17 protein-coding genes are annotated in these 19518 nt (G+C 68.5%); 7 read left to right on the top strand and 10 right to left on the bottom strand.

Translation table 11 applies throughout. The annotated features are described in order from the left end of the window. Positions 1-571: 571 nt before the first annotated feature. Both NA11_RS23460 and NA11_RS23455 read right to left on the bottom strand, forming a co-directional pair. Positions 572-1048 (bottom strand): gluconokinase, encoded by a 477-nt coding sequence (locus NA11_RS23460; protein WP_439957090.1) that lies wholly within the window; start codon positions 1046-1048, stop codon positions 572-574. Between the two features lie 135 nt (positions 1049-1183). Further along, positions 1184-2068: a dihydrodipicolinate synthase family protein gene (locus NA11_RS23455; protein WP_069164133.1), complete on the bottom strand. Its 885-nt coding sequence runs from the start codon at positions 2066-2068 to the stop codon at positions 1184-1186. Between the two features lie 142 nt (positions 2069-2210). On the opposite strand from NA11_RS23455, the gene NA11_RS23450 reads away from it, so the two are divergent. Then, the gene (locus NA11_RS23450; protein WP_069164132.1) at positions 2211-3131 is read left to right on the top strand and encodes an LLM class F420-dependent oxidoreductase; all 921 of its coding nucleotides are present in this window, start codon (positions 2211-2213) and stop codon (positions 3129-3131) included. A 50-nt stretch (positions 3132-3181) separates the two neighbouring features. Here the strand turns inward: NA11_RS23450 and NA11_RS23445 are convergent, their stop codons facing one another. Continuing rightward, a complete protein-coding gene (locus NA11_RS23445; protein ID WP_084654991.1) occupies positions 3182-5233 on the bottom strand; it encodes a CocE/NonD family hydrolase in 2052 nt (683 codons plus the stop codon). A gap of 282 nt (positions 5234-5515) precedes the next feature. On the opposite strand from NA11_RS23445, the gene NA11_RS23440 reads away from it, so the two are divergent. Continuing rightward, entirely contained in the window at positions 5516-6421 is a 906-nt protein-coding gene (locus tag NA11_RS23440; RefSeq protein ID WP_069164113.1) for a dienelactone hydrolase family protein, read from the top strand. Positions 6422-6513: 92 nt separating this feature from the next. Here the strand turns inward: NA11_RS23440 and NA11_RS23435 are convergent, their stop codons facing one another. Next, complete coding sequence (locus NA11_RS23435; RefSeq protein WP_069164112.1) at positions 6514-7416, bottom strand: LysR family transcriptional regulator; 903 nt, start codon at positions 7414-7416, stop codon at positions 6514-6516. Positions 7417-7582: 166 nt separating this feature from the next. Here NA11_RS23435 and NA11_RS23430 point away from each other — a divergent pair, with 166 nt between their 5' ends. Then, complete coding sequence (locus tag NA11_RS23430) at positions 7583-8710, top strand: PQQ-dependent sugar dehydrogenase (RefSeq protein ID WP_069164111.1); 1128 nt, start codon at positions 7583-7585, stop codon at positions 8708-8710. A gap of 23 nt (positions 8711-8733) precedes the next feature. On the opposite strand, the gene hutI is transcribed toward NA11_RS23430, so the two are convergent. The 5 genes from hutI to hutH all read right to left on the bottom strand — a co-directional run bounded on the left by hutI (position 8734) and on the right by hutH (position 15696). Next, on the bottom strand, positions 8734-9891 hold the full coding sequence (gene hutI / locus NA11_RS23425) for an imidazolonepropionase (protein ID WP_069164110.1): 1158 nt from the start codon (positions 9889-9891) through the stop codon (positions 8734-8736). After that, positions 9879-11183 carry a formimidoylglutamate deiminase gene (locus NA11_RS23420; RefSeq protein WP_069164109.1) on the bottom strand — a complete coding sequence of 435 codons (1305 nt, stop codon included), beginning with the start codon at positions 11181-11183 and terminating at the stop codon, positions 9879-9881. Before NA11_RS23420 ends, hutI begins: the two co-directional genes overlap by 13 nt. After that, complete coding sequence (locus NA11_RS23415) at positions 11180-12361, bottom strand: allantoate amidohydrolase (RefSeq protein WP_069164130.1); 1182 nt, start codon at positions 12359-12361, stop codon at positions 11180-11182. The genes NA11_RS23420 and NA11_RS23415 overlap by 4 nt, the downstream gene beginning before the upstream one ends. Positions 12362-12416: 55 nt before the next feature. After that, positions 12417-14069 carry a urocanate hydratase gene (gene hutU, locus NA11_RS23410; RefSeq protein WP_069164108.1) on the bottom strand — a complete coding sequence of 551 codons (1653 nt, stop codon included), beginning with the start codon at positions 14067-14069 and terminating at the stop codon, positions 12417-12419. A gap of 67 nt (positions 14070-14136) precedes the next feature. Then, entirely contained in the window at positions 14137-15696 is a 1560-nt protein-coding gene (gene hutH / locus NA11_RS23405) for a histidine ammonia-lyase (protein ID WP_069164129.1), read from the bottom strand. Positions 15697-15783: 87 nt separating this feature from the next. Here hutH and NA11_RS23400 point away from each other — a divergent pair, with 87 nt between their 5' ends. Next, entirely contained in the window at positions 15784-16566 is a 783-nt protein-coding gene (locus NA11_RS23400) for an IclR family transcriptional regulator (protein ID WP_069164107.1), read from the top strand. A 12-nt stretch (positions 16567-16578) separates the two neighbouring features. On the opposite strand, the gene NA11_RS23395 is transcribed toward NA11_RS23400, so the two are convergent. Beyond that, a complete protein-coding gene (locus tag NA11_RS23395) occupies positions 16579-17370 on the bottom strand; it encodes an SAM-dependent methyltransferase (RefSeq protein WP_069164106.1) in 792 nt (263 codons plus the stop codon). A 256-nt stretch (positions 17371-17626) separates the two neighbouring features. On the opposite strand from NA11_RS23395, the gene NA11_RS23390 reads away from it, so the two are divergent. Genes NA11_RS23390 through NA11_RS23380 form a run of 3 tightly spaced genes read left to right on the top strand, consistent with a single transcriptional unit; the run spans position 17627 to position 19496 of the window. Continuing rightward, a complete protein-coding gene (locus NA11_RS23390; protein ID WP_069164105.1) occupies positions 17627-18079 on the top strand; it encodes a MarR family winged helix-turn-helix transcriptional regulator in 453 nt (150 codons plus the stop codon). Next, entirely contained in the window at positions 18076-18498 is a 423-nt protein-coding gene (locus tag NA11_RS23385; protein WP_069164104.1) for an organic hydroperoxide resistance protein, read from the top strand. Before NA11_RS23390 ends, NA11_RS23385 begins: the two co-directional genes overlap by 4 nt. Positions 18499-18512: 14 nt before the next feature. After that, positions 18513-19496, top strand: coding sequence for a zinc-binding dehydrogenase (locus NA11_RS23380; protein ID WP_069164103.1), 984 nt, complete (start codon positions 18513-18515; stop codon positions 19494-19496). The last annotated feature ends 22 nt before the right edge of the window (positions 19497-19518 follow it).

Raw genomic sequence — 19518 nt, 5'->3', positions numbered from 1 at the left:
TGGCGTCGTCTGCCGTACCCGGCTGACCTCCGCAGTCGATCACGCGTTCTCTTGTCCCAGCCGGGTCACTTGGCTGTGCTCTCGTTTCGAGAGCTTTCAAGATCAAAGAGTCGAATTCTCGCTCCCCGCAACCGGGCACGCCAAAATCGGCACCCTTTCTCGGGGCCAGGCCCGGATCCACAAGCCTTCCATACGGTTCACAACGGTTCTACGCCCTCTACGCCCTGTGAACCGTATGGAGACTCTGTGGGATGCACAGAGGGGGTGCGGATTTCGGGGTTTGGGCGGGCTGGCCATGTTCGCTGGTCTCAGCAGTACCCGCGATCCCGGTATGTGGGATCCAGGGGGTGGTTTCGTGCCGAGGGGGTAATGGTGCAGGTGGCTTCTCGGGCGATGCCTGCACCAGTACCTCGTGATCAACCGACCAACTCCAGAACCGGTGCAGATGCGCCGGACGGGGCGGGTTTGCGGCAGGGCCAGTGCCGGGTCCAGGCGGGTTGGTCGGAGTGGCTACGCGGGCGGCGGTGGGGTGCTGCCGAGAGGATGACTTCGCGGAATTGTGAGTCGCGGTTCAGCCCGCGCGCACTGCCGCGGCGGCCGCGTGGACCAGCTCCTCGGGCGGACGGGTCGCGTCGACCGTGGTTCCACGTTCGTCCTCGGACAGTGGTTCCAGCGCGGCCAGCTGCGAATCGAGCAGGCTTGCCGGCATGAAATGTCCTCGGCGATCGGCCAATCGGTGTGCCAACTCGGCGCGGGAGGCGGCCATGTGCACGAAGAACGCGGTGGGCGCGGCGGTCCGAAGCCGGTCACGGTAGGCGTGTTTGAGTGCCGAGCAAGTGACGACACCGCCGCGGTCGGCCCGGTCCCCCAACCAGGCCGCCACCGTGTCGAGCCACGGTGCCCGGTCGGCGTCGTCCAGCGGGATACCGGCCGCCATTTTCGCGACGTTCGCCGGCGGATGGAAGTCGTCACCCTCGGCGTATTCGACGCCGAGCGCCGCGGCGAGCAGCGTGCCGACCGTCGACTTGCCTGATCCAGACACCCCCATCACGACCACGAGCGGTGGGGCAGGCTGCGGCACGTCGGCACCTCTGTTCCAGATCTGGCCGACTGACGGCATTGGCAGGTCGAGTCGAGAGTAGCGCGGACAGCGGAGCGGCCCGCCGCCCGCCGGTCTACCCGCTCACTGATGGATCGCGGCGAGCAGCTCCGCGATCTCGCGGCGCATGGTTGCGCTCACCGGCTGCAGCGGCGGACGCGGGTCCCCCGCCTCGAAACCGCGACTACGCAGGCCCGCCTTGACGGTCCGGGGCAGACCGCCGCCGACCAACACGGTCAGCAACGGCTTGAGTCTTTCGAAAAGCGCTGTCGCCGCGGCCATTTCACCCGACTCCAGCAATCCCCACAGGCCGACGATCTGTGCAGGCACCAGACATGGTGCGGCCGTACACCATCCGACGGCGCCCGCCTCGAAAGCCAGCAGCGGGAGTTGGTTACTACCGTTGAAGCAGGCAACGCCCGCCCCGCCCAACGCCGAGATCCGGCGCAGCCGTGCGATATCGCCGCTGGACTCCTTGATCATCGTGATGTTGTCCACGTCGGCGGCGAGATCGACCAGGAATTCGGGAGTCATGTCTATCCCGGACTTTCCCGGGTTGTTGTAGGCCATGATCGGTATGCCGATCGACGCCGCGACCGTGGCGAAATGGGTACGCACTTCACGTTCGGTCAACCGCCAGTACGCGACCGGCAACAGCATGACCGCCGTGGCGCCGAGCCGTTCGGCGAACCGCGCCTTGGCGATCGCCGCCCCGGTGGTCAACGCGGAGATCCCGACCACCGTCGGCACCCTGCCATCGACCTGCTCGAGGCAGATCGACGCCACCGCCTCCCACTCTCGTTCCTCCAGATACGCACTCTCCCCGGCACTTCCGAGCGGCGCGAGCGCATCGACACCGGCATCGATCAGTCGATCCACCAGTGCACGCAGCACGTCGTCCGCGACCTTGCCTTCCGTATCCATGGGCGTCACCGGATACGCCACTATTCCGGAAATGGGTGTGCTCATCGACACTCTCCGTTCGTCGAGGCCGATCATCTCCCGCGCCCGCACCTCGCTCCCATAACCACTGCGCGGACAGTGGCCCTGTGCGGTATCCCTCACTCCAAGATCACGGGTCGCGGGCCCGCTCTCGGGCACGATGGTGATCATGGATTTGCGCATCTTCACCGAACCGCAGCAGGGTGCCAGCTACGACACGCTGTTGACCGTTGCCAAAGCCACCGAGGATCTCGGCTTCGACGCGTTCTTCCGGTCCGACCACTACTTGGCGATGGGCGATGGGGACGGTCTGCCTGGCCCCACCGATGCCTGGATCACCCTGGCCGGGCTGGCCAGGGAAACCAAGCGGATCCGGCTCGGCACGCTGGTGACCGCCGCGACCTTCCGGCTGCCTGGCCCGCTCGCCATCCAGGTCGCCCAGGTGGACCAGATGTCCGGCGGCCGTGTGGAACTCGGCCTCGGCAGTGGCTGGTTCGCCGAGGAGCACAGCGCGTACGGCATCCCGTTCCCCGCGGACAAGTTCGCGCGGTTCGAGGAGCAGCTCGCGATCATCACCGGACTGTGGTCGACGAAGCCGGGCGACACGTTCACCTTCGAGGGCACGCACTATCAGCTCACCGACTCCCCCGCGCTGCCCAAGCCGGTGCAGGATCCGGTGCCGGTGCTGATCGGCGGCACCGGCGCCACCAGGACGCCGCGCCTGGCCGCGCAGTACGCGACCGAGTTCAACATGCCGTTCTCCTCGATCGAGGACAGCGCCCGCCAATTCGACCGGGTGCGCGCGGCCGTCGAGGCACGCGGACGCCGCCAGGACGAGCTCGTCTACTCGAACGCCCTCATCGCCTGCGTCGGCGCGAACGACGCGGAGGTCGCGCGGCGGGCCGCCGCGATCGGCCGCGAGGTGGACGAGCTGAAGGTCAACGGCTTGGCCGGATCACCCGCCGAGGTGGTCGACAAGATCGGCCGCTACGCCGAGATCGGCGCACGGCGCATCTACTTACAGATCCTCGATCTCGCGGATCTGGATCATCTGGAGTTGATCGCCGGCCAAGTGCAGTCGAGGCTCTGACACGCGACGACCGAGCCGGGCTGCACCGGCCACCGGCCGCAGCTGACGGTTCACTCCAGCGGCCTGCTGGTCGGCAGGTTCACGAAGCTGGGTTCGGCCGGATCGAGCCGCAGGTATTGCGGTTTGAGCTCGGTGTTGTTCAGCAGCGGCCGGAAAGCCACTGCCTTGGGCGAGTTTCCGGCGAATACGTCGACGCGGAGCCGGTGGCCCGGCTGCAGCACAGCCTGCACCGGGATCACCGCGATGTCGAGCACGACGGGCTCGCCGGGCACCACCGGCCGCAGGCTGTCCAGCGTGATCGGGTTGTGCGGCGCGGTGTAGTCGCCGTTGGCCGAGCGGGTGCTCTTCGCCTCGTCGACGGCGCGCATCGACGCGGTGAGCTGGCCGGTGCTGAGCACGGTCGAAGTCCCGTCCGGCGCAACATCGTTGACCGTTGCCGCCCAGTATCCGTCCGTCGCGTCGTGAACGGCGTTGAGGTGCAGGTTCATCGGGCCGGAGATGATCGTCTGCGCGCCGACGGGTGCGCTGGTGAAGGTCAGCGCGTTGCGTTCGGCGATCCGAGAATCCTTGGCGCACATGTCGAGCACCGCGGTCATCCCGGCGGCGCCCTGCGCGGTGTCGCGGGAGCACACGGTGGTGAGTCCGGGTGTGACGGTCAGGGTGCGTTGCTCGTCGGGCTTCGTCGCCGACAGCGAACCGTCGTACCCGCTGTCCGCGGTGCCGCTGGGTGTCGCAGTGAGATAGACCCGGCGATGGGTGGTGTCGGGCTGCGGGAACTCGTCGAGGGTGACCCAGCCGCCGCCCTGCTCCCACACCGTCACCGGACCGAAGTCGCCGATGCCGTGATCGATGTTCTTGAGCCACTTGTCGAACCACACCCGCTGCAGCACCTCCAGCCGCGGCGGGCCGCCGGGCACGCCGGTCCCCGCACCGGGATTCGCGTGATAGGTGTCGCCGACCACGAGTCGTTTCTCGTTCGCGGCCAACGGAATCGCGTTGAACAGCGTGGTCGCGCTGTTGGCGAAGATGTCGTGCCAGCCGCCATAGACGAAGGTGGGCACGGTGATTCGGTCCGGATGCCCGAGAATGCCCTTGCGGAAATCGCTGTCGCGGTCGAGCGCGGCGGCCAGGGTCGGCGGGACGTCGGCGAGCGACGGCGTGATCAGCGCCTGGATCAGCAGGTCGTAGTTGGTGGACGGGTCGGCAACGCGGTCACGGAACCACCGCCAGTCGAAGGTGCCGTCGAGCATCGATCGCATGTCGGGGATCAGCTTCAGCTGGTTCACATTGCTCAACCACAGCGGCAGGAACGTGGCGCCGATGCCGCCGCCGGGAGCGACGACGTCGCGCATGAGATCGCTACCCGGCTCCACCGGGAAGATGGCTTTCAGTGCGGGCGGTGCGTTTTCGGCCGCTCGGAGCTGGTTGATGCCCGCGTAGGAGCCGCCGCTCATCCCGACCTTGCCGTTCGACCACGGTTGGGTCGCGGCCCAGTCGATCACCTCGCGGGTGTCCAGCTGCTCGCGGGCGCCGAGGGTGTCCCAGGTGCCCTGGGAGAAGCCGGTGCCGCGCACGTCGGCGACGACCAGCGTGTAGCCGCTGCGGATCAGGCTGCGGTCGATGCCGAGCATGGTCGGCACGGTGCCGCCGTCGAGCGCGTGTAGCAGATCCTCGAAGCCGCTGAACGGTGTCCCCGATAGGTTCACCCGGTTCAGCAGGTCGAGTGCGAGCGGCTGCAAGCCCGGCACGGCCATCGCCGAATCGACCAGGTTCGACAGCAATTTCGTGTACGGAGTGAGATTCACGATGGTCGGCAGCGGCCGCTCCGCCACCGTGCCTGCCGCATCCACCGGGCGGTAAACGTTCGCCTTGAGTACGACCCCGTCGCTCATCCGGATCGGGACATCCCAGTCGATGTGCACGTCGGCGTAATCCTGGGGGCCGTCGTGCAGTGCGGTCCATTGTTCGCGTTGAGTCTCGACGCGGGATTCGGCTGAGGCGGTATGTGTCGCAAATCCGCCGCCAACGACAACGATCGTCAGCGCGGTCGTCACTCGGGTCACACAGACAAGACGTTGTGCCACTTGATACCGCGAAAACATTCTTCTCCTCGACCGATGTGCCGCATGTTGATTGGGTTCCGCAGGATCGAGGTGACAACATAGCAATCCATTCGCTAATTACTGGGAGGTACGGCCCGGTCGGTTTTTCGTCGGTGCGGATCCTGTTGCGCTATATCGCATTTGCCCGAATTTCCGCCGATAGATACCACGCGGTTGGGTTTAAGAATTTCGGCCCGCACAATCCAGCGCTGTTCACTCGAGAGCCGCCATACCGTTGCCGAAATCGGCGCGAATCATGGCGCCGGGGCCTACGTTGGTCCCATGACGCCGCTGCAGCGCTACATCGCGGAAGAAATCGCAGCCGATCACGCCGACGGGCTGCTGAACCGGCGCGAAGCGCTACGCCGATTGGGCCTACTCGGGTTCGGTGTGCCCGCCGCCGTCGCGCTGCTCGCCGCCTGCGGCGGTGACGACACCGACCGGCCGGCCGCGACGCAAACCACCACCGCGCCAACGCCTTCCGCGCCACCGGGGTCGAGCACCGCCGTGCCGACCACCCCGATCACCTTCGCGGGCACCGACAATCGCGCTTTGCAAGGCGCGTGGGCCGCGGCGGAACAGCCACGTGGCGCCGTCCTCGTCGTCCACGAGAACAAGGGTCTCACCGACCACATCCGTTCGATCGCAGGACGATTCGCCGGGGCGGGATACTCAGCGCTCGCCATCGATCTGCTCTCGGAGAAGGGCGGCACCGCCGCCTTCACCGACCCGGCGGCCGCGACCGCCGAACTCAGCAACACCCCGCAGGACCAGCTCATCGCCGACCTGCGCGCCGGACTCGACGAGCTCGGCCGCCGGGTGCCTGGCAAGAAGATCGGCGCCACCGGATTCTGCTTCGGCGGCGGCCTGGTGTGGCTGCTGCTCGCCTCGGGTCCGTCCGCGCTCGCGGCCGCGACGCCCTTCTACGGTCCGTTCCCCGACGGCGGCGACCTGAGCCGCTCGAAGGCCGCCGTCCTCGGCGTGTACGCGGTCAAGGACGCGCGCGTCGACGCCTCCCGCCCGGCCGCCGAGGCGGCGCTCAACCGGACCGGCAATCCGCACGAGATCTGGGTGGCTCCGGACGCCGACCATGCCTTCTTCAACGACACCGGCCAGCGCTACGCACCGGTCGCCGCCACCGAGGCATGGACCAAGGTATTGGGTTGGTACGGCACGCATCTGGGCTGAACTCGGCGGCGCTTGGCCGATCCCCAAAACATGGCCGATCTCGAGGGCAAGGCCGATCTCTAAAGCATGGCCGATCTCGAGAGCGCGACGGATCAAGAAGCCTGGTCGCCGAGTGCGACGTCGCGGCAGGCTTCCAGCAGCGGATGCAGTCGTTCCATGGCGTTGCTGCGCACCGCGAGCACCGTGGGCAGCGCGAGCACGCCCGGCGTACACAACGGCAGGAACGCCACCCGGCTGCTGCGCAACAGTCTGGCGTGCGGCGCGTAGAGAACCGTCCACCCGACGGCCCCCGCGCCGAGCGCGGCCAGCGTGTCCTGGATCGAGATCTGTTCGGGCCCGAGAATCGGCTCGAATCCGGAGTTCTTGCACGCGGCGAGCACGAGATCGTCGAGCAGCGCGTTGTTCTGGCGGTTGGTCAGATAGAGCGGGAGCTCGGCGAGCTCGGCAAGATCGACGCAGCGCTCCGCGGCCGAGGGATGATCGGCGGGCAGTGCGACGACCAGTTCGTCGTGCCAGACCGGGATCTGGCGCACACCGTCGGGCGCCGCCACCTCGCCGCGCAGAAACGCCGCGTCCCATTCGTGTTCGGAAACCTTGCGCAGCCGCTGGCCGAGGGCGGCCGACGTCAACTCCACCCTGATCCCTGGCGCGCGCTGTTTCAGCGCGACGAGCAGCCGCTCCAATCGTTCGCCCATGCCTCGGCTGGTGCCGATCCGCAGCACTGTCGGACTCTCCGTCAGGAACTCGGTGACGCTGGCCCGCGCGCGTCGTTCCGCGGCAAGCACCTTCTTGGCCGCAGGCAGGAACGCCGCCCCGGCCTCGGTGAGGCGGACGTGCCGCGGTGAACGTTCGAGCAGCACCACGCCGAGCTCACGTTCGAGCCTGCCGAGCTGCTGACTCACTGACGACTGCACGATCATCAGTCGTTCCGCCGCCCTGCCGAAATGTAGTTCCTCGGCGACAGCGACGAAGTATCTCAGTTGACGAAGTTCCATGACCTCTCAACGGGGTTCGGTGAACAAGAATTGGGGGTCAGGCTACAGACCTTGCCACACAACCAAACCACATGGCTTCTTCCCCGCGCGTCGCGCGGAGATCTGACGGAGTTCTGCACGACAATGAACAACCCGCCGTCCACACTCGATATCGTCGGAGGCAACCATGCGTAATGCGATCGCCGCGGCGAAACGCGGTCGCGTGGTGCGCGTCTCGCTCACCGCGGTGCTGAGCATCGGCGTGCTCGCCGGCTGCGGCACCAGCGACGGCCCCGCGCTCACCGGTGCGCCGGGCCCCGCGCTCAGCACCGCACCGAGCCGACCCGCCGGTTCGCCCGACCTCGGGGCGGCCGAAGAGATCGCGCACGGGATCGATGTGCCGTGGGGGCTGGCCTTCCTGCCCGGCGGCGACGCGTTGATCGCGGAGCGCGATACCGGGCGGATTCTGCGGATTTCCGCTGGGCGCGCGCCGGAGCAGGTGTATCAGGTGCCCGGTGTCGTCGCGCGGGGCGAAGGCGGGCTGCTCGGCCTTGCGGTGTCGCCGCAGTACGCCGAGAACCAGTACGTCTACGCCTATTTCACGGCCGAGAACGACAATCGGATCATCCGGTTCCGGCCCGGCGGACCGCCGGAGCTCCTCTTCGACGGAATCGCCAAGGCAGGCAACCACAACGGCGGCCGGATCGCGTTCGGACCCGACGGCATGCTGTACGTCGGCACCGGCGATGCCGGGCAGACCGCGCGTTCGCAGGATCCGGCGAGCCCCAACGGGAAGATTCTGCGTCTGACGCCCGAAGGACAACCGGCGCAGGGCAATCCGAACCCCGGATCGCCGATGTACAGCCTCGGTCATCGCAACGTGCAGGGGCTCGCCTGGGACCGCGCTGGGCGGCTGTTCGCGGCGGAGTTCGGGCAGAACAGGTTCGACGAGGTCAACCTGATCGAGCCTGGCCGAAACTACGGCTGGCCGGCTGTCGAAGGCAACGGCGGCACCGACCGCGGCTATACCGAGCCGTTGGTGACATGGACGACCGCGGAGGCGTCGCCCTCGGGGATCGCGATCGCCGGGGACACCATGTATGTGGCCGCATTGCGTGGCCAACGGCTGTGGACCGTGCCCGTGCGCGACGGCACCGTCGGCACGCCACGAGATGTCCTGCAAGACAGCTACGGTCGGCTGCGCACGGTGGAGGTGGCGCCCGACGGTGCGCTCTGGGTCACCACCTCCAACACCGATGGCCGCGGCACGATTCGCCCCGGCGACGACCGCATCCTCCGCTTCCCCGCCCGGTGACGACGCGGCAATCACCGCGTGGCTCAGTCGAATACCGGCAGCCGCACCGGCCGACCGAGCCGCCAGACCGCGAAAGTCATTGGCACACCGGGCCGATAGGCCAGATGGGTGACCGACGGTGCGTCGAGCACCTGGAGATCCGCTCGCGCGCCGACGCCGACAACGCCGACATCGTCGCGCCGCAGTGCCCGCGCACCACCTGCGGTCGCGGCATAGACCGCCTCCGCCACCGAAAGTCCCATCTGCAGCACCGCGGTCGCGACACAGAACGCCATCGACGTGGTGTACGAACTGCCCGGGTTGGCGTTGGTGGCGAGCGCCACCGTTGCCCCGGCGTCCAACAGCGCGCGGGCAGGCGCCAGCCGCTGCCTGGTCGACAGATCACAGGCGGGCAGCACGGTGGCGACGGTGTCGGAGGACGCGAGGGCCTCGATGTCGGTGTCGCTGAGATACGTACAGTGATCAACGCTCGCCGCGCCGTGGCGCACCGCCAACTGCACTCCGGCGCCTGCACCGAGCTGATTGCCGTGCACCCGCAGCCCTAGCCCACGCGCCTGCGCCGCACGCAGCACCTTCTCCGACTGCGCCTCGTCGAAAGCGCCTGTCTCACAGAAGACATCGGCCCACCGCACGTGCGGCGCGACCGCGTCCAGCATCTCGCCGCACACCAGATCCACGTACGCGTCGGCGTCCATGCCCGCGGGCACCAGGTGCGCGCCGAGGAACGTCACCTCGTCGGCGACCGACGCCGCGAGCCGGGCCGAGCGGAGTTCGTCGGCGACGGTGAGCCCGTAGCCGGTCTTGGTTTCCACGCAGGTGGTGCCCTGGCGCTGCGCCTCGGTGAGGTGGCGGGCCAGGTTCGCGGCGAGCACCTCGTCCGAGGCCGCCCGCGTCGCGGCGACGGTCGTCGCGATGCCGCCCGCGCGGTACGGCCTGCCCGCCATCCTCGCCTCGAATTCGGCGGTGCGATCGCCGGCGAAGACGAGATGGGTGTGGCTGTCCACCCAGCCCGGCAGCGCAGCCCTGCCGCCGACATCGATCCGATCGTCGGCCGCAGGCGCCGCCGACGCGGGTCCGACCCAGGCGAAGCGCTCGCGTTCGAGCACGACCGCGGCGTCGCGCAGCGGGCCGTCCTCGGTGTTGGTGGTGAGTTCGCCGATACCGGTGATCAGGGTCGACACAGTGCCTCGATCTCCTCTCGCAACACGATTTCCGGATGTTCCACCCGAAGGTGGCGATGGTCGGAGACGACGGGACGGCCGGCGACCAGCACCGCGCGCACGTCGCTAGCGGTCGCGGCGAACAGCGCGGCGGCCGGCGCCGTGCCAGCGGTACGGATCGAATCCAGGTCGATGGTGACCAGGTCGGCCGCGGCGTCCTGCGCGATCCGGCCGACCTCGGGCCAGCCGATCGACGCGTGATCTGTTGCGGCGCGATACAACTCGGCCGGGGTGAACCGCCCGCGGGCCCGGCTGGCCAGCCGTTCGTCGAGTTCGAGGGCGCGCCATTCCTCGAAGGCGTCGATCACCGCGTGGCTGTCGGTGCCGAGGCACAGGCCGACCCCGGCATCCGCGAGCGCCCGCGCCGGGCCGATGCCGTCGCCGAGATCGCGTTCGGTGGTTGGGCAGAAACACGCACGGGTGCCGCTGTCGGCGAGCAACCCGATGTCGGCGCCGGTGAGGTGGGTGGCGTGCACGGCGACCGTCTGCGGGCCGAGCAGGCCTGCGTCCGACAGCAGCGCTGAAGGCGTACGGCCTTGTGCCGCCAGGCAATCGGCGTTCTCCGCTGGCTGCTCGGACAGGTGCACATGCACCGGCTTGCCGTCGGCCGCGGCCGCCACCACCGACAGCTCTTCGGCGGGCACCGCGCGCACGGAGTGTGCGGCGACGCCGGTCCGGACCAGGTCCGGCTTCGGCGTGAACGCGGCGGCGCGCTCGGCCCATTTCTCGGCGGTGCCGTCACTGAACCGGAGCTGGTGCTCCCCCAGCTCGACGCCGAATCCGCCTGCCAGATAACACGTATCGAGCAGCGTGAGCCGGATGCCCGCGTCGTCGGCGGCGGCAGCGAGCGCCGCGCTCATCGCGTTGGCGTCCGCATACGGCGTACCGCCTGGCGCGTGATGCAGGTAGTGGAACTCGCCGACGCTGGTGTACCCGGCCAACACCATCTCGGCGTACACCGCGCGGGCCAGCCGGTAGTACGAGTCCGGATTCAGCTGCGCGGCAACGGCATACATCCGCTCCCGCCACGTCCAGAAGGTGCCTTGATCGTGCTGGGTGCGGCCACGCAGCGCCCGATGGAACGCATGCGAATGCGCGTTGGCGAAGCCGGGGATCGTCAACCCGGGCAATACCGTGCCCGTGCGCTCCGTCCCGGCGCGCACCGACTGAATCGTGCCACCGCGCACCTCGATCGTCACCGCCGCAGCGAGACCGTCAGGCAGCCACGCATATTCGGCCCAGTAGACGGTCATCCCGACAACTCCGCCAGCACCCGCGCCAGACTCTGCGCGCCGCTCTCGACGTCGGCAGGCTCGGCGAATTCCTCCGGCGCGTGGCTGATCCCGGTGGGGTTGCGCACATACAGCATGCCGGAGGGCACATGCCCGGCGAGGATGCCCGCATCGTGCCCGGCGCCGGTGGGCAGCGCTGGCACACCTCCGAGCACGTCGTCCATGCGCTTGCGCAGGGTTTCGTCGAAAACGACGTCGTCCGAATAGGACTCCTCGGTGACGGTGAGCGTGCAGCCCTCCGCCGCGGCAGCCTCGTGCGCCGCGGCGGTGATGTCCTCGACCAGTGCCGCGGTGCGTCCGTCCCCGGCGACCCTGGCGTCGAGCCACAGATCCACCGTTGACGCGATGACGTTCGTGCCGCCCGGCGTCGGCACCAGCCTGCCGACCGTCGCCCGCGCATCCGTCATGGCGGCGGCGGCCCTGCGCGCGGCGGCCACCACCGTCGCGGCGGGCAGCATCGGATCGTGCCGGTCGGTGAGCCGGGTGGCGCCCGCGTGATTGCCCTGACCGGAGAACGAGAACCGGTACCGGCCGTGCGCGATGATGCTGCTTCCGGTCGCGATCGGGCTGTCCAGGTCGATCAGCCCGCGACCCTGCTCCACGTGCAGCTCCACGAAACAGCCGATCTGGGCCAAGGATTCGGGGTCGGCGCCGAAACGCTTCGGATCGTGCCCCGCCTTCACGGCCGCCTCAGCAAGGGTGATGCCCTCGGCATCGCGCAGCGCGCGGGCCCGGTCGGGATCGATGGCGCCGGTGAGCAGCCGGGAGCCGAGGCACGGCACGCCGAAGCGGCCGCCCTCCTCCTCCGCGAACACGAGCAGCGCGAGCGGCTTGGCCGGCGTGAAACCCTTGTCCCGCAGGATCTCCAGCGCCGCGAGCCCGCTGGCCACGCCGAGCGGCCCGTCGTAGGCGCCGCCGCCTGGCACCGAGTCGAGATGACTCCCGGTGACCACCGCGTCGGCGCCTGGACTTCCCCACCAAGCCCAGATATTGCCGTTGCGGTCGGTGTTCACGTCGAGCCCGCTGTGCAGTGCCTGGTCGATGAACCAGTCGCGCATCTCGAAATCGGCGTAGTCGTAGACGTGCCGCGAGTAGCCGCCGCGCCGGGAATCGCGCCCGACACCGGCGATTTCGTTCATCAGCTGATTCACGCCCACGGCGTCGTCACTCCCGTTCTGCCGTGTGCACGGCTGGTCACTGCGCCTCGTGCATGGGGATGCGGACGCCGCGCTCGGCGGCCACCTCGTTGGCGCGTTCGTAGCCGGCGTCCACATGCCGAATCACGCCGGTGCCAGGATCGTTGGTCAGCACCCGCTCGATCTTCTGCGCCGCCAGCGCGGTGCCGTCGGCCACGCACACCTGGCCTGCGTGGATCGAGCGGCCGATGCCGACGCCGCCGCCGTGGTGGATGGAGACCCACGTGGCGCCCGACGCGGTGTTGAGCATGGCGTTGATCAGCGGCCAGTCCGCGATCGCGTCGGAGCCGTCAGCCATCGACTCGGTCTCGCGGTACGGGGACGCGACGCTGCCGGAATCGAGGTGGTCGCGGCCGATCACGATCGGCGCGCTGAGCTCGCCGCTGGCGACCATCTCGTTGAAGCGCAGCCCGGCCAGGTGCCGTTCACCGTAGCCGAGCCAGCAGATGCGCGCCGGAAGCCCTTGGAAGGCAACGCGTTCGCTTGCCATCCTGAGCCAGCGGCGCAGCGACTCGTTCTCCGGGAACAGCTCGATCATGGCTTTGTCGGTGGCCGCGATGTCCTTCGGGTCACCCGACAGCGCCGCCCAGCGGAACGGTCCCTTGCCCTCGCAGAACAGCGGGCGGATGTAGGCGGGCACGAAGCCGGGGAAATCGAAGGCGCGCTCGCAGCCGCCGAGTTTGGCCTCGCCGCGCAGCGAGTTGCCGTAGTCGAAGACCTCGGCGCCGCGGTCGAGGAAGCCGAGCATGGCCCCGACGTGCTCGGCCATCGACTCGCGCGCCCGATCGGTGAACTCGTCCGGCTTCTTCGCGGCGTAGTCCGCCCAGTCCTCGACGGCGATGCCGCGCGGCAGATAGGCAAGCGGGTCGTGCGCGGAGGTCTGGTCGGTGACGATGTCGGGGTCGAGGCCGATCTCGAGCAGCTTGGGCAGCAGCTCGGCGGCGTTGCCGATCAGGCCGACGGACAACGCCTTTCGCTGCCTGCGCGCGTTGGAGACCCGAATCACCGCGTCGTCGAGGTCGTTGGCGATCTCATCGAGGTAGCGTTCCTGCACCCGCCGCTCGGCGCGGGCCGGATCGCACTCGATCACCAGCGCCACCCCGTCGTTCATGGTGACCGCGAGCGGCTGCGCGCCACCCATCCCGCCGAGGCCTGCGGTCAGCGTGAGCGTGCCTGCCAGCGAACCGCCGAAGCGCTTGTCCGCGATCGCCGCGAACGTCTCGTAGGTGCCCTGCAGGATGCCCTGGGTGCCGATGTAGATCCACGAGCCTGCGGTCATCTGGCCGTACATGGTGAGGCCGAGCGACTCGAGCCTGCGGAACTCCGGCCAATTCGCCCAGTCGCCAACGAGATTCGAGTTGGCGATGAGCACCCGCGGCGCCCACTCGTGCGTGCGGAACACCCCGACCGGCTTGCCCGACTGCACCAGCAGCGTCTCGTCGGACTCCAGCGTGGTGAGGCACCGGGAGATCGCGTCGAAGCTGGCCCAGTCCCTGGCCGCCTTCCCGGTACCGCCGTACACCACCAGATCCTGCGGCCGCTCAGCCACTTCCGGATCCAGATTGTTGTGCAGCATCCGCAGCGCGGCCTCGGTCTGCCAGTTCTTCGCCGTGAGCTGCGCTCCCCGCGCCGCCCGCACTACCCGACTCATACCAACCTCCAATAGATTCCGGCCGCGAGCAAGGCCTGGCCGCGGCAGCTTTCGTCGAACCCCGCCGTCATGACTCGTTCGACGAGCCGAGGTGGGGGTGCACTGCTCGAGTGAGGGCGCCGGAGCGGATCAGCGCCTCGGCGGCGGCGATCTCGGGCGCGAGGTGCCGGTCCGGGCCAGGGCCTTCGACGGTTTCGCGCAGCAGGGCGCGGGCCGCCTCGGTGGCCGGACCGGGGCGCAGCGGGGCACGGAAGTCCAATGCGCGTGCCGCGGTGAGGTATTCGACCGCGAGCACGGTGGTCAGTCCGTCGACCGCGGTGCGCAGCTTGCGCGCGGCCGACCAGCCCATCGAGACGTGGTCCTCCTGCATCGCGCTGCTCGGGATCGAGTCCACCGACGCGGGCACGGCGAGGCGCTTCAGCTCGCTCACCACGGCGGCCTGGGTGTACTGGGCGATCATGTGCCCGGAGTCGACGCCGGGATCGCCAGCCAGGAACGGCGGAAGTCCGTGCGAGCGTGCGACATCGAGCATCCGGTCGGTGCGCCGCTCGGCCATGCTCGCCACGTCGGCGACCGGGATGGCGAGGAAGTCGAGCACGTAGGCGACCGGAGCGCCGTGGAAATTGCCGTTCGACTCCAGCCTGCCGTCGCCGAGCACCACGGGATTGTCGATGGCGGAAGCCAATTCGCGCTCGGCGACCAGCTCGGCGTGCGTGACCGTGTCGCGGGCCGCGCCGTGCACCTGCGGTGCGCACCGCAGCGAGTACGCGTCCTGCACCCGATTGCAGTCCGGCCCACGGTGACTCGCCACGATCGCCGAGCCGGCGAGGGCGGCGCTGATCCGCGCGGCCGAGCGGGCCTGGCCGGGGTGCGGGCGCAGTGCCTGCAGGTCGGCGGCGAAGACCCGGTCGGTGCCGAGTAGCGCCTCGACGCTCATGGCCGCGGTGATGTCGGCGACGTCGAGCAGCATGCTCAGGTCGGCGAGCGCGAGCACCAGCATGCCGAGCATGCCGTCGGTGCCGTTGGTCAGTGCGAGCCCCTCCTTCTCGGCGAGCACGACCGGCTTGATGCCGTTGTCGCGCAACGCCGTTGCCGCGTCCAGCACAGTGCCGTCCGCGTCGGTGACCTCGCCCTCGCCCATCAGCGCGAGCGCCACCGCGGCCAGTGGCGCGAGGTCGCCGGAACACCCGAGCGAGCCGTACTCGTGCACGATCGGGGTGATGTCGGCGTTGATCAGCGCGGCCAGGGTGGCCGCGGTCTCCGGGCGGATGCCGGTGTGGCCGGTGGCCAGGGTGCGCAGCCGCAGCACCATCAGCGCGCGCACCACCTCGCGCTCGACCGGGCGGCCTGCGCCCGCCGCGTGCGAGCGGATCAGCGAGCGCTGCAGCGCGACCCGGCTCTCCGGCGGGATGTGCCGGGTCGCCAGCGCGCCGAAGCCGGTGGAGACGCCGTAGGTCGGCACGGTGGCCGCGGCCAGCTCCTCGACATGCTCCCGTGCCGCGGCCAGCCGCTCCTCCGTAGCCTTACTCAAATGGACCTTCGCGCCGAGGCGCGCGACGGCGACGACGCGCTCTCCCGTCAACGGTCCATCGAGTGCCACGGTCGGTAGCTGTGCAGTGTCCGGCATGGGGTCCATTCCACCGTCGCGGCGGGCAGTGGAGAATGAGGGCGAGGCCGATTCTGTCTGATATCCAAGACACGCCGAGGAGATGGCATGGGAACGAGCAGTGACGTCCCGGCGTTGCGCCGTGGTTTGGCGGTATTGCAACTACTCGCGGGACGGGCAGGGCCGATCTCCGCCTCGACCATCGCACGGGAACTCGACCTGCCCCGATCCACCACCTATCACCTGCTCGGCGAGCTGGAAGCGGCCCGCTTCGTGACCCGTCTGCCCAGCGAGCGCCGCTACGGCCTCGGCATCGCCGCGTTCGAACTCGGCTCCGCCTACCTGCGCCACGACCCGCTCGAGCGCCTGGCCGGGCCGCTGCTGCGGGAACTGGTCGAGGAGGTCGGGCACAACGCACACCTCGGCGTGCTGCACGGCAACGAGTTGCTGTACCTGATCAAGGAGCGGCCGGTGCGGCCGGAAACCCTGGTCACCGGCGTCGGCGTGCGGCTACCCGCACACCTCACCGCATGCGGTCGCGCGATCCTCGCCCATCTCCCCGCCGCGCAGATCCGTGCGCTGTTCCCGTCGGCGTCGTCGTTCGTCCGGCGCACCGAGCGCGGGCCGAATTCCCTTGCGGCACTGCGTTCTGTCCTGGCGACCGAGCTGCGGCGCGGCTGGGCTTGCGAGGACGGCCATGTCACTCCCGGCTATGCCTCGGTCGGGTACCCCGTCTTCGACCACAACCAGCGACCGATCGCGGCGATCAGCGTGACGCTGCGCCATCACTGCGAGACCATCCCGTGCCCTGCGGACTGGGCGCCGTTGGCCGTCCGGGTTCGGGCTACTGCGGACAGCCTCACACACCGCATCGGCGGCCGTACCGGGTAGGTCTTGCAGAGGCTAGAGCTTGCGGCCGACGCCGCCCCACGCGGCGGACTCGTCCTCGATCTCGGTGCCGTCGATATGCCACCGGTTGACCGGAACGACGCCGGGTTCGACGAGCTCGAGGTTCTTGAACACTTCGCGGATCTGGTCGACAGTGCGCACATAGTAAGGAACCGCGCCGGTTTTGGCGTAGTACTCCTGCAGCCGGACCAGTCGACTGTCCTCAGTGGTGCCCTCGTACATCGCGAAATAACTTCCGGACGGAATGGCATCTATCAACGTGCCGGTGATACGTAGAACGTCGTCCCACGTACGCGCATGTCCGAGAACTCCCATGAACAAGACGGCAACTGGTTTGTTGAAGTTGAGAATGTTGCGCGCTTCAATAATTATCTGATCCGGATCATGGAAGTCGGCCTCGATGAGCGCGGTGACACCTTCGTCCGTGGTATTGACCAACAATGCGCGTGCATGTGCAAGGACAAGCGGATCGTTGTCCACATAAACGATCTTGGATTCCGGCGCGACACCCTGCGCGACCTCGTGAGTGTTCTGCATCGTCGGCAATCCGGTGCCGATGTCGAGGAACTGCCGGATGCCGGCCTCCGCCGCGATATAGCGCACCACGCGGATCAAGAACCTTCGCGATTGTCGCGCCATAACACCGATATCGGGAAAAACCGACGTCCCTGACTCCCCAGCTATTCGGTCGACTTCATAAAAGTCCTGGCCGCCGAGCCAGTAGTTCCAGATTCGAGCGGAATGGGGCACATCGGTGCGGATCAAACGATCGGTTTCGCGGACCATGACGCGGCTCCTCGAGATGGGACGTGCGGCTGACTGTACAAGCGACCAGACTGCCGTGTCGGGCAATTCGGAGATAAACACCAAACAGTCACATCGGACACGAGCCTTCTGACCGGACGAGCGCACGGAAACTGTTGCTCCTCCAGCGTCGGCGGCCTGGACACTCTACATCCGCCGCCGCGAGCCGCCACCGGGGTGACTGACAACACCTCTAGATAAGTTGTGCACAACTTAATTGCGGACTAAGTTGTTGGTCATGACCGACCACCTCACCCTCGATGAGCAGATCTGCTTCCCGCTCTACGCGGCATCGCGGGCGATGACCGCGGTCTACCGGCCGAAACTGGAACGGCTGGGACTGACCTATCCGCAGTACCTGGTGATGCTGGCGCTGTGGGAACGCGACGGGCGTAGCGTCGGCGACGTGTGCCACGCGCTCGCGTTGGACTCCGGCACGCTGTCTCCACTGCTCAAGCGGCTGGAGGCGGCAGGCCTCGTGCGGCGCCAACGCTCGACGGCCGACGAACGTCGCGTCGACATCCAGCTCACCGACCGCGGGCGCGCACTGCGCGACGAAGCCCGCGACATTCCCGACGAAATGGCCGTGGCCTGCGGCCTTTCCATGGACGAATTCCTCGCGCTGCGCAGCACGTTGCGGCGCCTGACCGATTCGCTCACCGCTCAGCCGAACGAAGGAGAAGAGCCATGAAGATCCTGTACACCGCCGAGGCGCTGGCCACCGGCGACGGGCGCAACGGGCACGCACGCACCACCGACGGCAAGGTCGACGTCACCCTGGCCACCCCGAAGGAGATGGGCGGCAACGGCGAGGGCACCAACCCCGAGCAGCTGTTCGCGGCGGGCTACGCGGCCTGTTTCCACTCGGCGCTGCGGCTGGTCGGCAAGCAGGCCAAGGCCAACATCGACGACTCCGCCGTCGGGGCGCGCGTCGGCATCGGACCCAACGATGCGGGTGGGTTCGGTCTCGCGGTGACCCTCGAGGTGTCACTGCCCCACCTGTCCCGTGAGGACGCACAAGCCTTGGCCGACAAGGCACATCAGGTGTGCCCGTACTCCAACGCCACCCGCGGCAACATCGACGTCGACGTCGTCCTCGCCGAAGACTGAACGGAGAAGCCATCATGCGTGCGGTAGTCATCGAAAGTTTCGGCGAGCCCAAAGACGTGCTGACCACTGCGGATCAGCCGTTGCCCGAGCCCGCCGAAGGACAGGTGCGGATCGAGCTGATCCTCGCGCCGATCCACAACCACGACCTCGCCACGGTGCGTGGCGTCTATGGATACAAGCCGCCGCTGCCCGCGATCCCCGGCACGGAGGCCGTCGGGCGGATCGACGCGCTCGGACCCGGTGTCACCGGTCTGACTGTGGGCCAGCGCATTGCGGTATCCGGCGCCCAGCAGGTGTGGGCCGAGTACTTCGTCGCCAAGGCCGCGTCGGTCGTGCCGGTGCCGGACGCGGTCCCCGACGAGACCGCCGCCCAGCTGCTGGCCATGCCGCTCAGCGCGCTGATGCTGCTCGAGGATCTCGACGTGGCGCCCGGCGATTGGATTGCCATCAACGCGGCCAACGGCGCCGTCGGACGGCTCGTCAATGTGCTTGCGCGGCAACGGGATATCAACGTGTTGAACCTGGTGCGCGGACCGAAGTCGGTCGAGGCGTTGCGCGCGGCAGGCTTCGAGCCGGTCATCGACACCGAATCCGAAGGCTGGGTCGAGGCGGCCAAGGCCGCGACATCGGGGGCGCCGATCGTGCGCGTCGTCGATCAGGTGGCAGGTAAGGCGGGTAGCGCCGCGCTGGATTTGCTCGCCGCCAAGGGACAGTTCATCTCGTTCGGTGCGCTGTCGGGGCAGCCGTTGACGCTCAACCCTGGCACCCTCATCTTCAAAGAGGCAGTGGTCAAGGGTTTTTGGGGCTCTACCCGGGGCAAGGAGGCCACTCCCGATGAGCTCCGGCGGCTCATCGGCGAGCTGGTGACCGCGGCGGCCAAGGGTGTGCTTCGGCTCGATATCGAGGCCACCTATCCCCTGGAGCAGGCGGCCGACGCGGCCGTTGCCACCGAAACTCCCGGACGCAGTTCGAAGATCGCCTTGGCACCGAAGGTGTGACGCGAGCCTGAACTGACGCGAG

Origin of the sequence: Nocardia altamirensis NBRC 108246 (assembly GCF_001612685.1) — a bacterium.
Lineage (GTDB): Bacteria > Actinomycetota > Actinomycetes > Mycobacteriales > Mycobacteriaceae > Nocardia > Nocardia altamirensis.
The sequence above is the reverse complement of the archived record's forward strand: the minus strand, read 5'-3'. Positions and strand labels throughout refer to the sequence as shown.

Bases quoted from the DNA above. Each gene is read 5' to 3' on its own strand.
- NA11_RS23430 (WP_069164111.1), top strand. From the start codon at position 7,583: ATGCGTAATGCGATCGCCGCGGCGAAACGCGGTCGCGTGGTGCGCGTC.
- NA11_RS23450 (WP_069164132.1), top strand. From the start codon at position 2,211: ATGGATTTGCGCATCTTCACCGAACCGCAGCAGGGTGCCAGCTACGAC.
- NA11_RS23435 (WP_069164112.1), bottom strand. From the start codon at position 7,416: ATGGAACTTCGTCAACTGAGATACTTCGTCGCTGTCGCCGAGGAACTA.
- NA11_RS23445 (WP_084654991.1), bottom strand. From the start codon at position 5,233: ATGTTTTCGCGGTATCAAGTGGCACAACGTCTTGTCTGTGTGACCCGA.
- NA11_RS23395 (WP_069164106.1), bottom strand. From the start codon at position 17,370: ATGGTCCGCGAAACCGATCGTTTGATCCGCACCGATGTGCCCCATTCC.
- NA11_RS23400 (WP_069164107.1), top strand. From the start codon at position 15,784: ATGGGAACGAGCAGTGACGTCCCGGCGTTGCGCCGTGGTTTGGCGGTA.
- NA11_RS23380 (WP_069164103.1), top strand. From the start codon at position 18,513: ATGCGTGCGGTAGTCATCGAAAGTTTCGGCGAGCCCAAAGACGTGCTG.
- NA11_RS23420 (WP_069164109.1), bottom strand. From the start codon at position 11,183: ATGACCGTCTACTGGGCCGAATATGCGTGGCTGCCTGACGGTCTCGCT.
- hutU (WP_069164108.1), bottom strand. From the start codon at position 14,069: ATGAGTCGGGTAGTGCGGGCGGCGCGGGGAGCGCAGCTCACGGCGAAG.
- NA11_RS23455 (WP_069164133.1), bottom strand. From the start codon at position 2,068: ATGAGCACACCCATTTCCGGAATAGTGGCGTATCCGGTGACGCCCATG.
- NA11_RS23415 (WP_069164130.1), bottom strand. From the start codon at position 12,361: ATGAACGAAATCGCCGGTGTCGGGCGCGATTCCCGGCGCGGCGGCTAC.
- hutH (WP_069164129.1), bottom strand. From the start codon at position 15,696: ATGCCGGACACTGCACAGCTACCGACCGTGGCACTCGATGGACCGTTG.
- NA11_RS23390 (WP_069164105.1), top strand. From the start codon at position 17,627: ATGACCGACCACCTCACCCTCGATGAGCAGATCTGCTTCCCGCTCTAC.
- NA11_RS23440 (WP_069164113.1), top strand. From the start codon at position 5,516: ATGACGCCGCTGCAGCGCTACATCGCGGAAGAAATCGCAGCCGATCAC.
- NA11_RS23385 (WP_069164104.1), top strand. From the start codon at position 18,076: ATGAAGATCCTGTACACCGCCGAGGCGCTGGCCACCGGCGACGGGCGC.
- NA11_RS23460 (WP_439957090.1), bottom strand. From the start codon at position 1,048: ATGGGGGTGTCTGGATCAGGCAAGTCGACGGTCGGCACGCTGCTCGCC.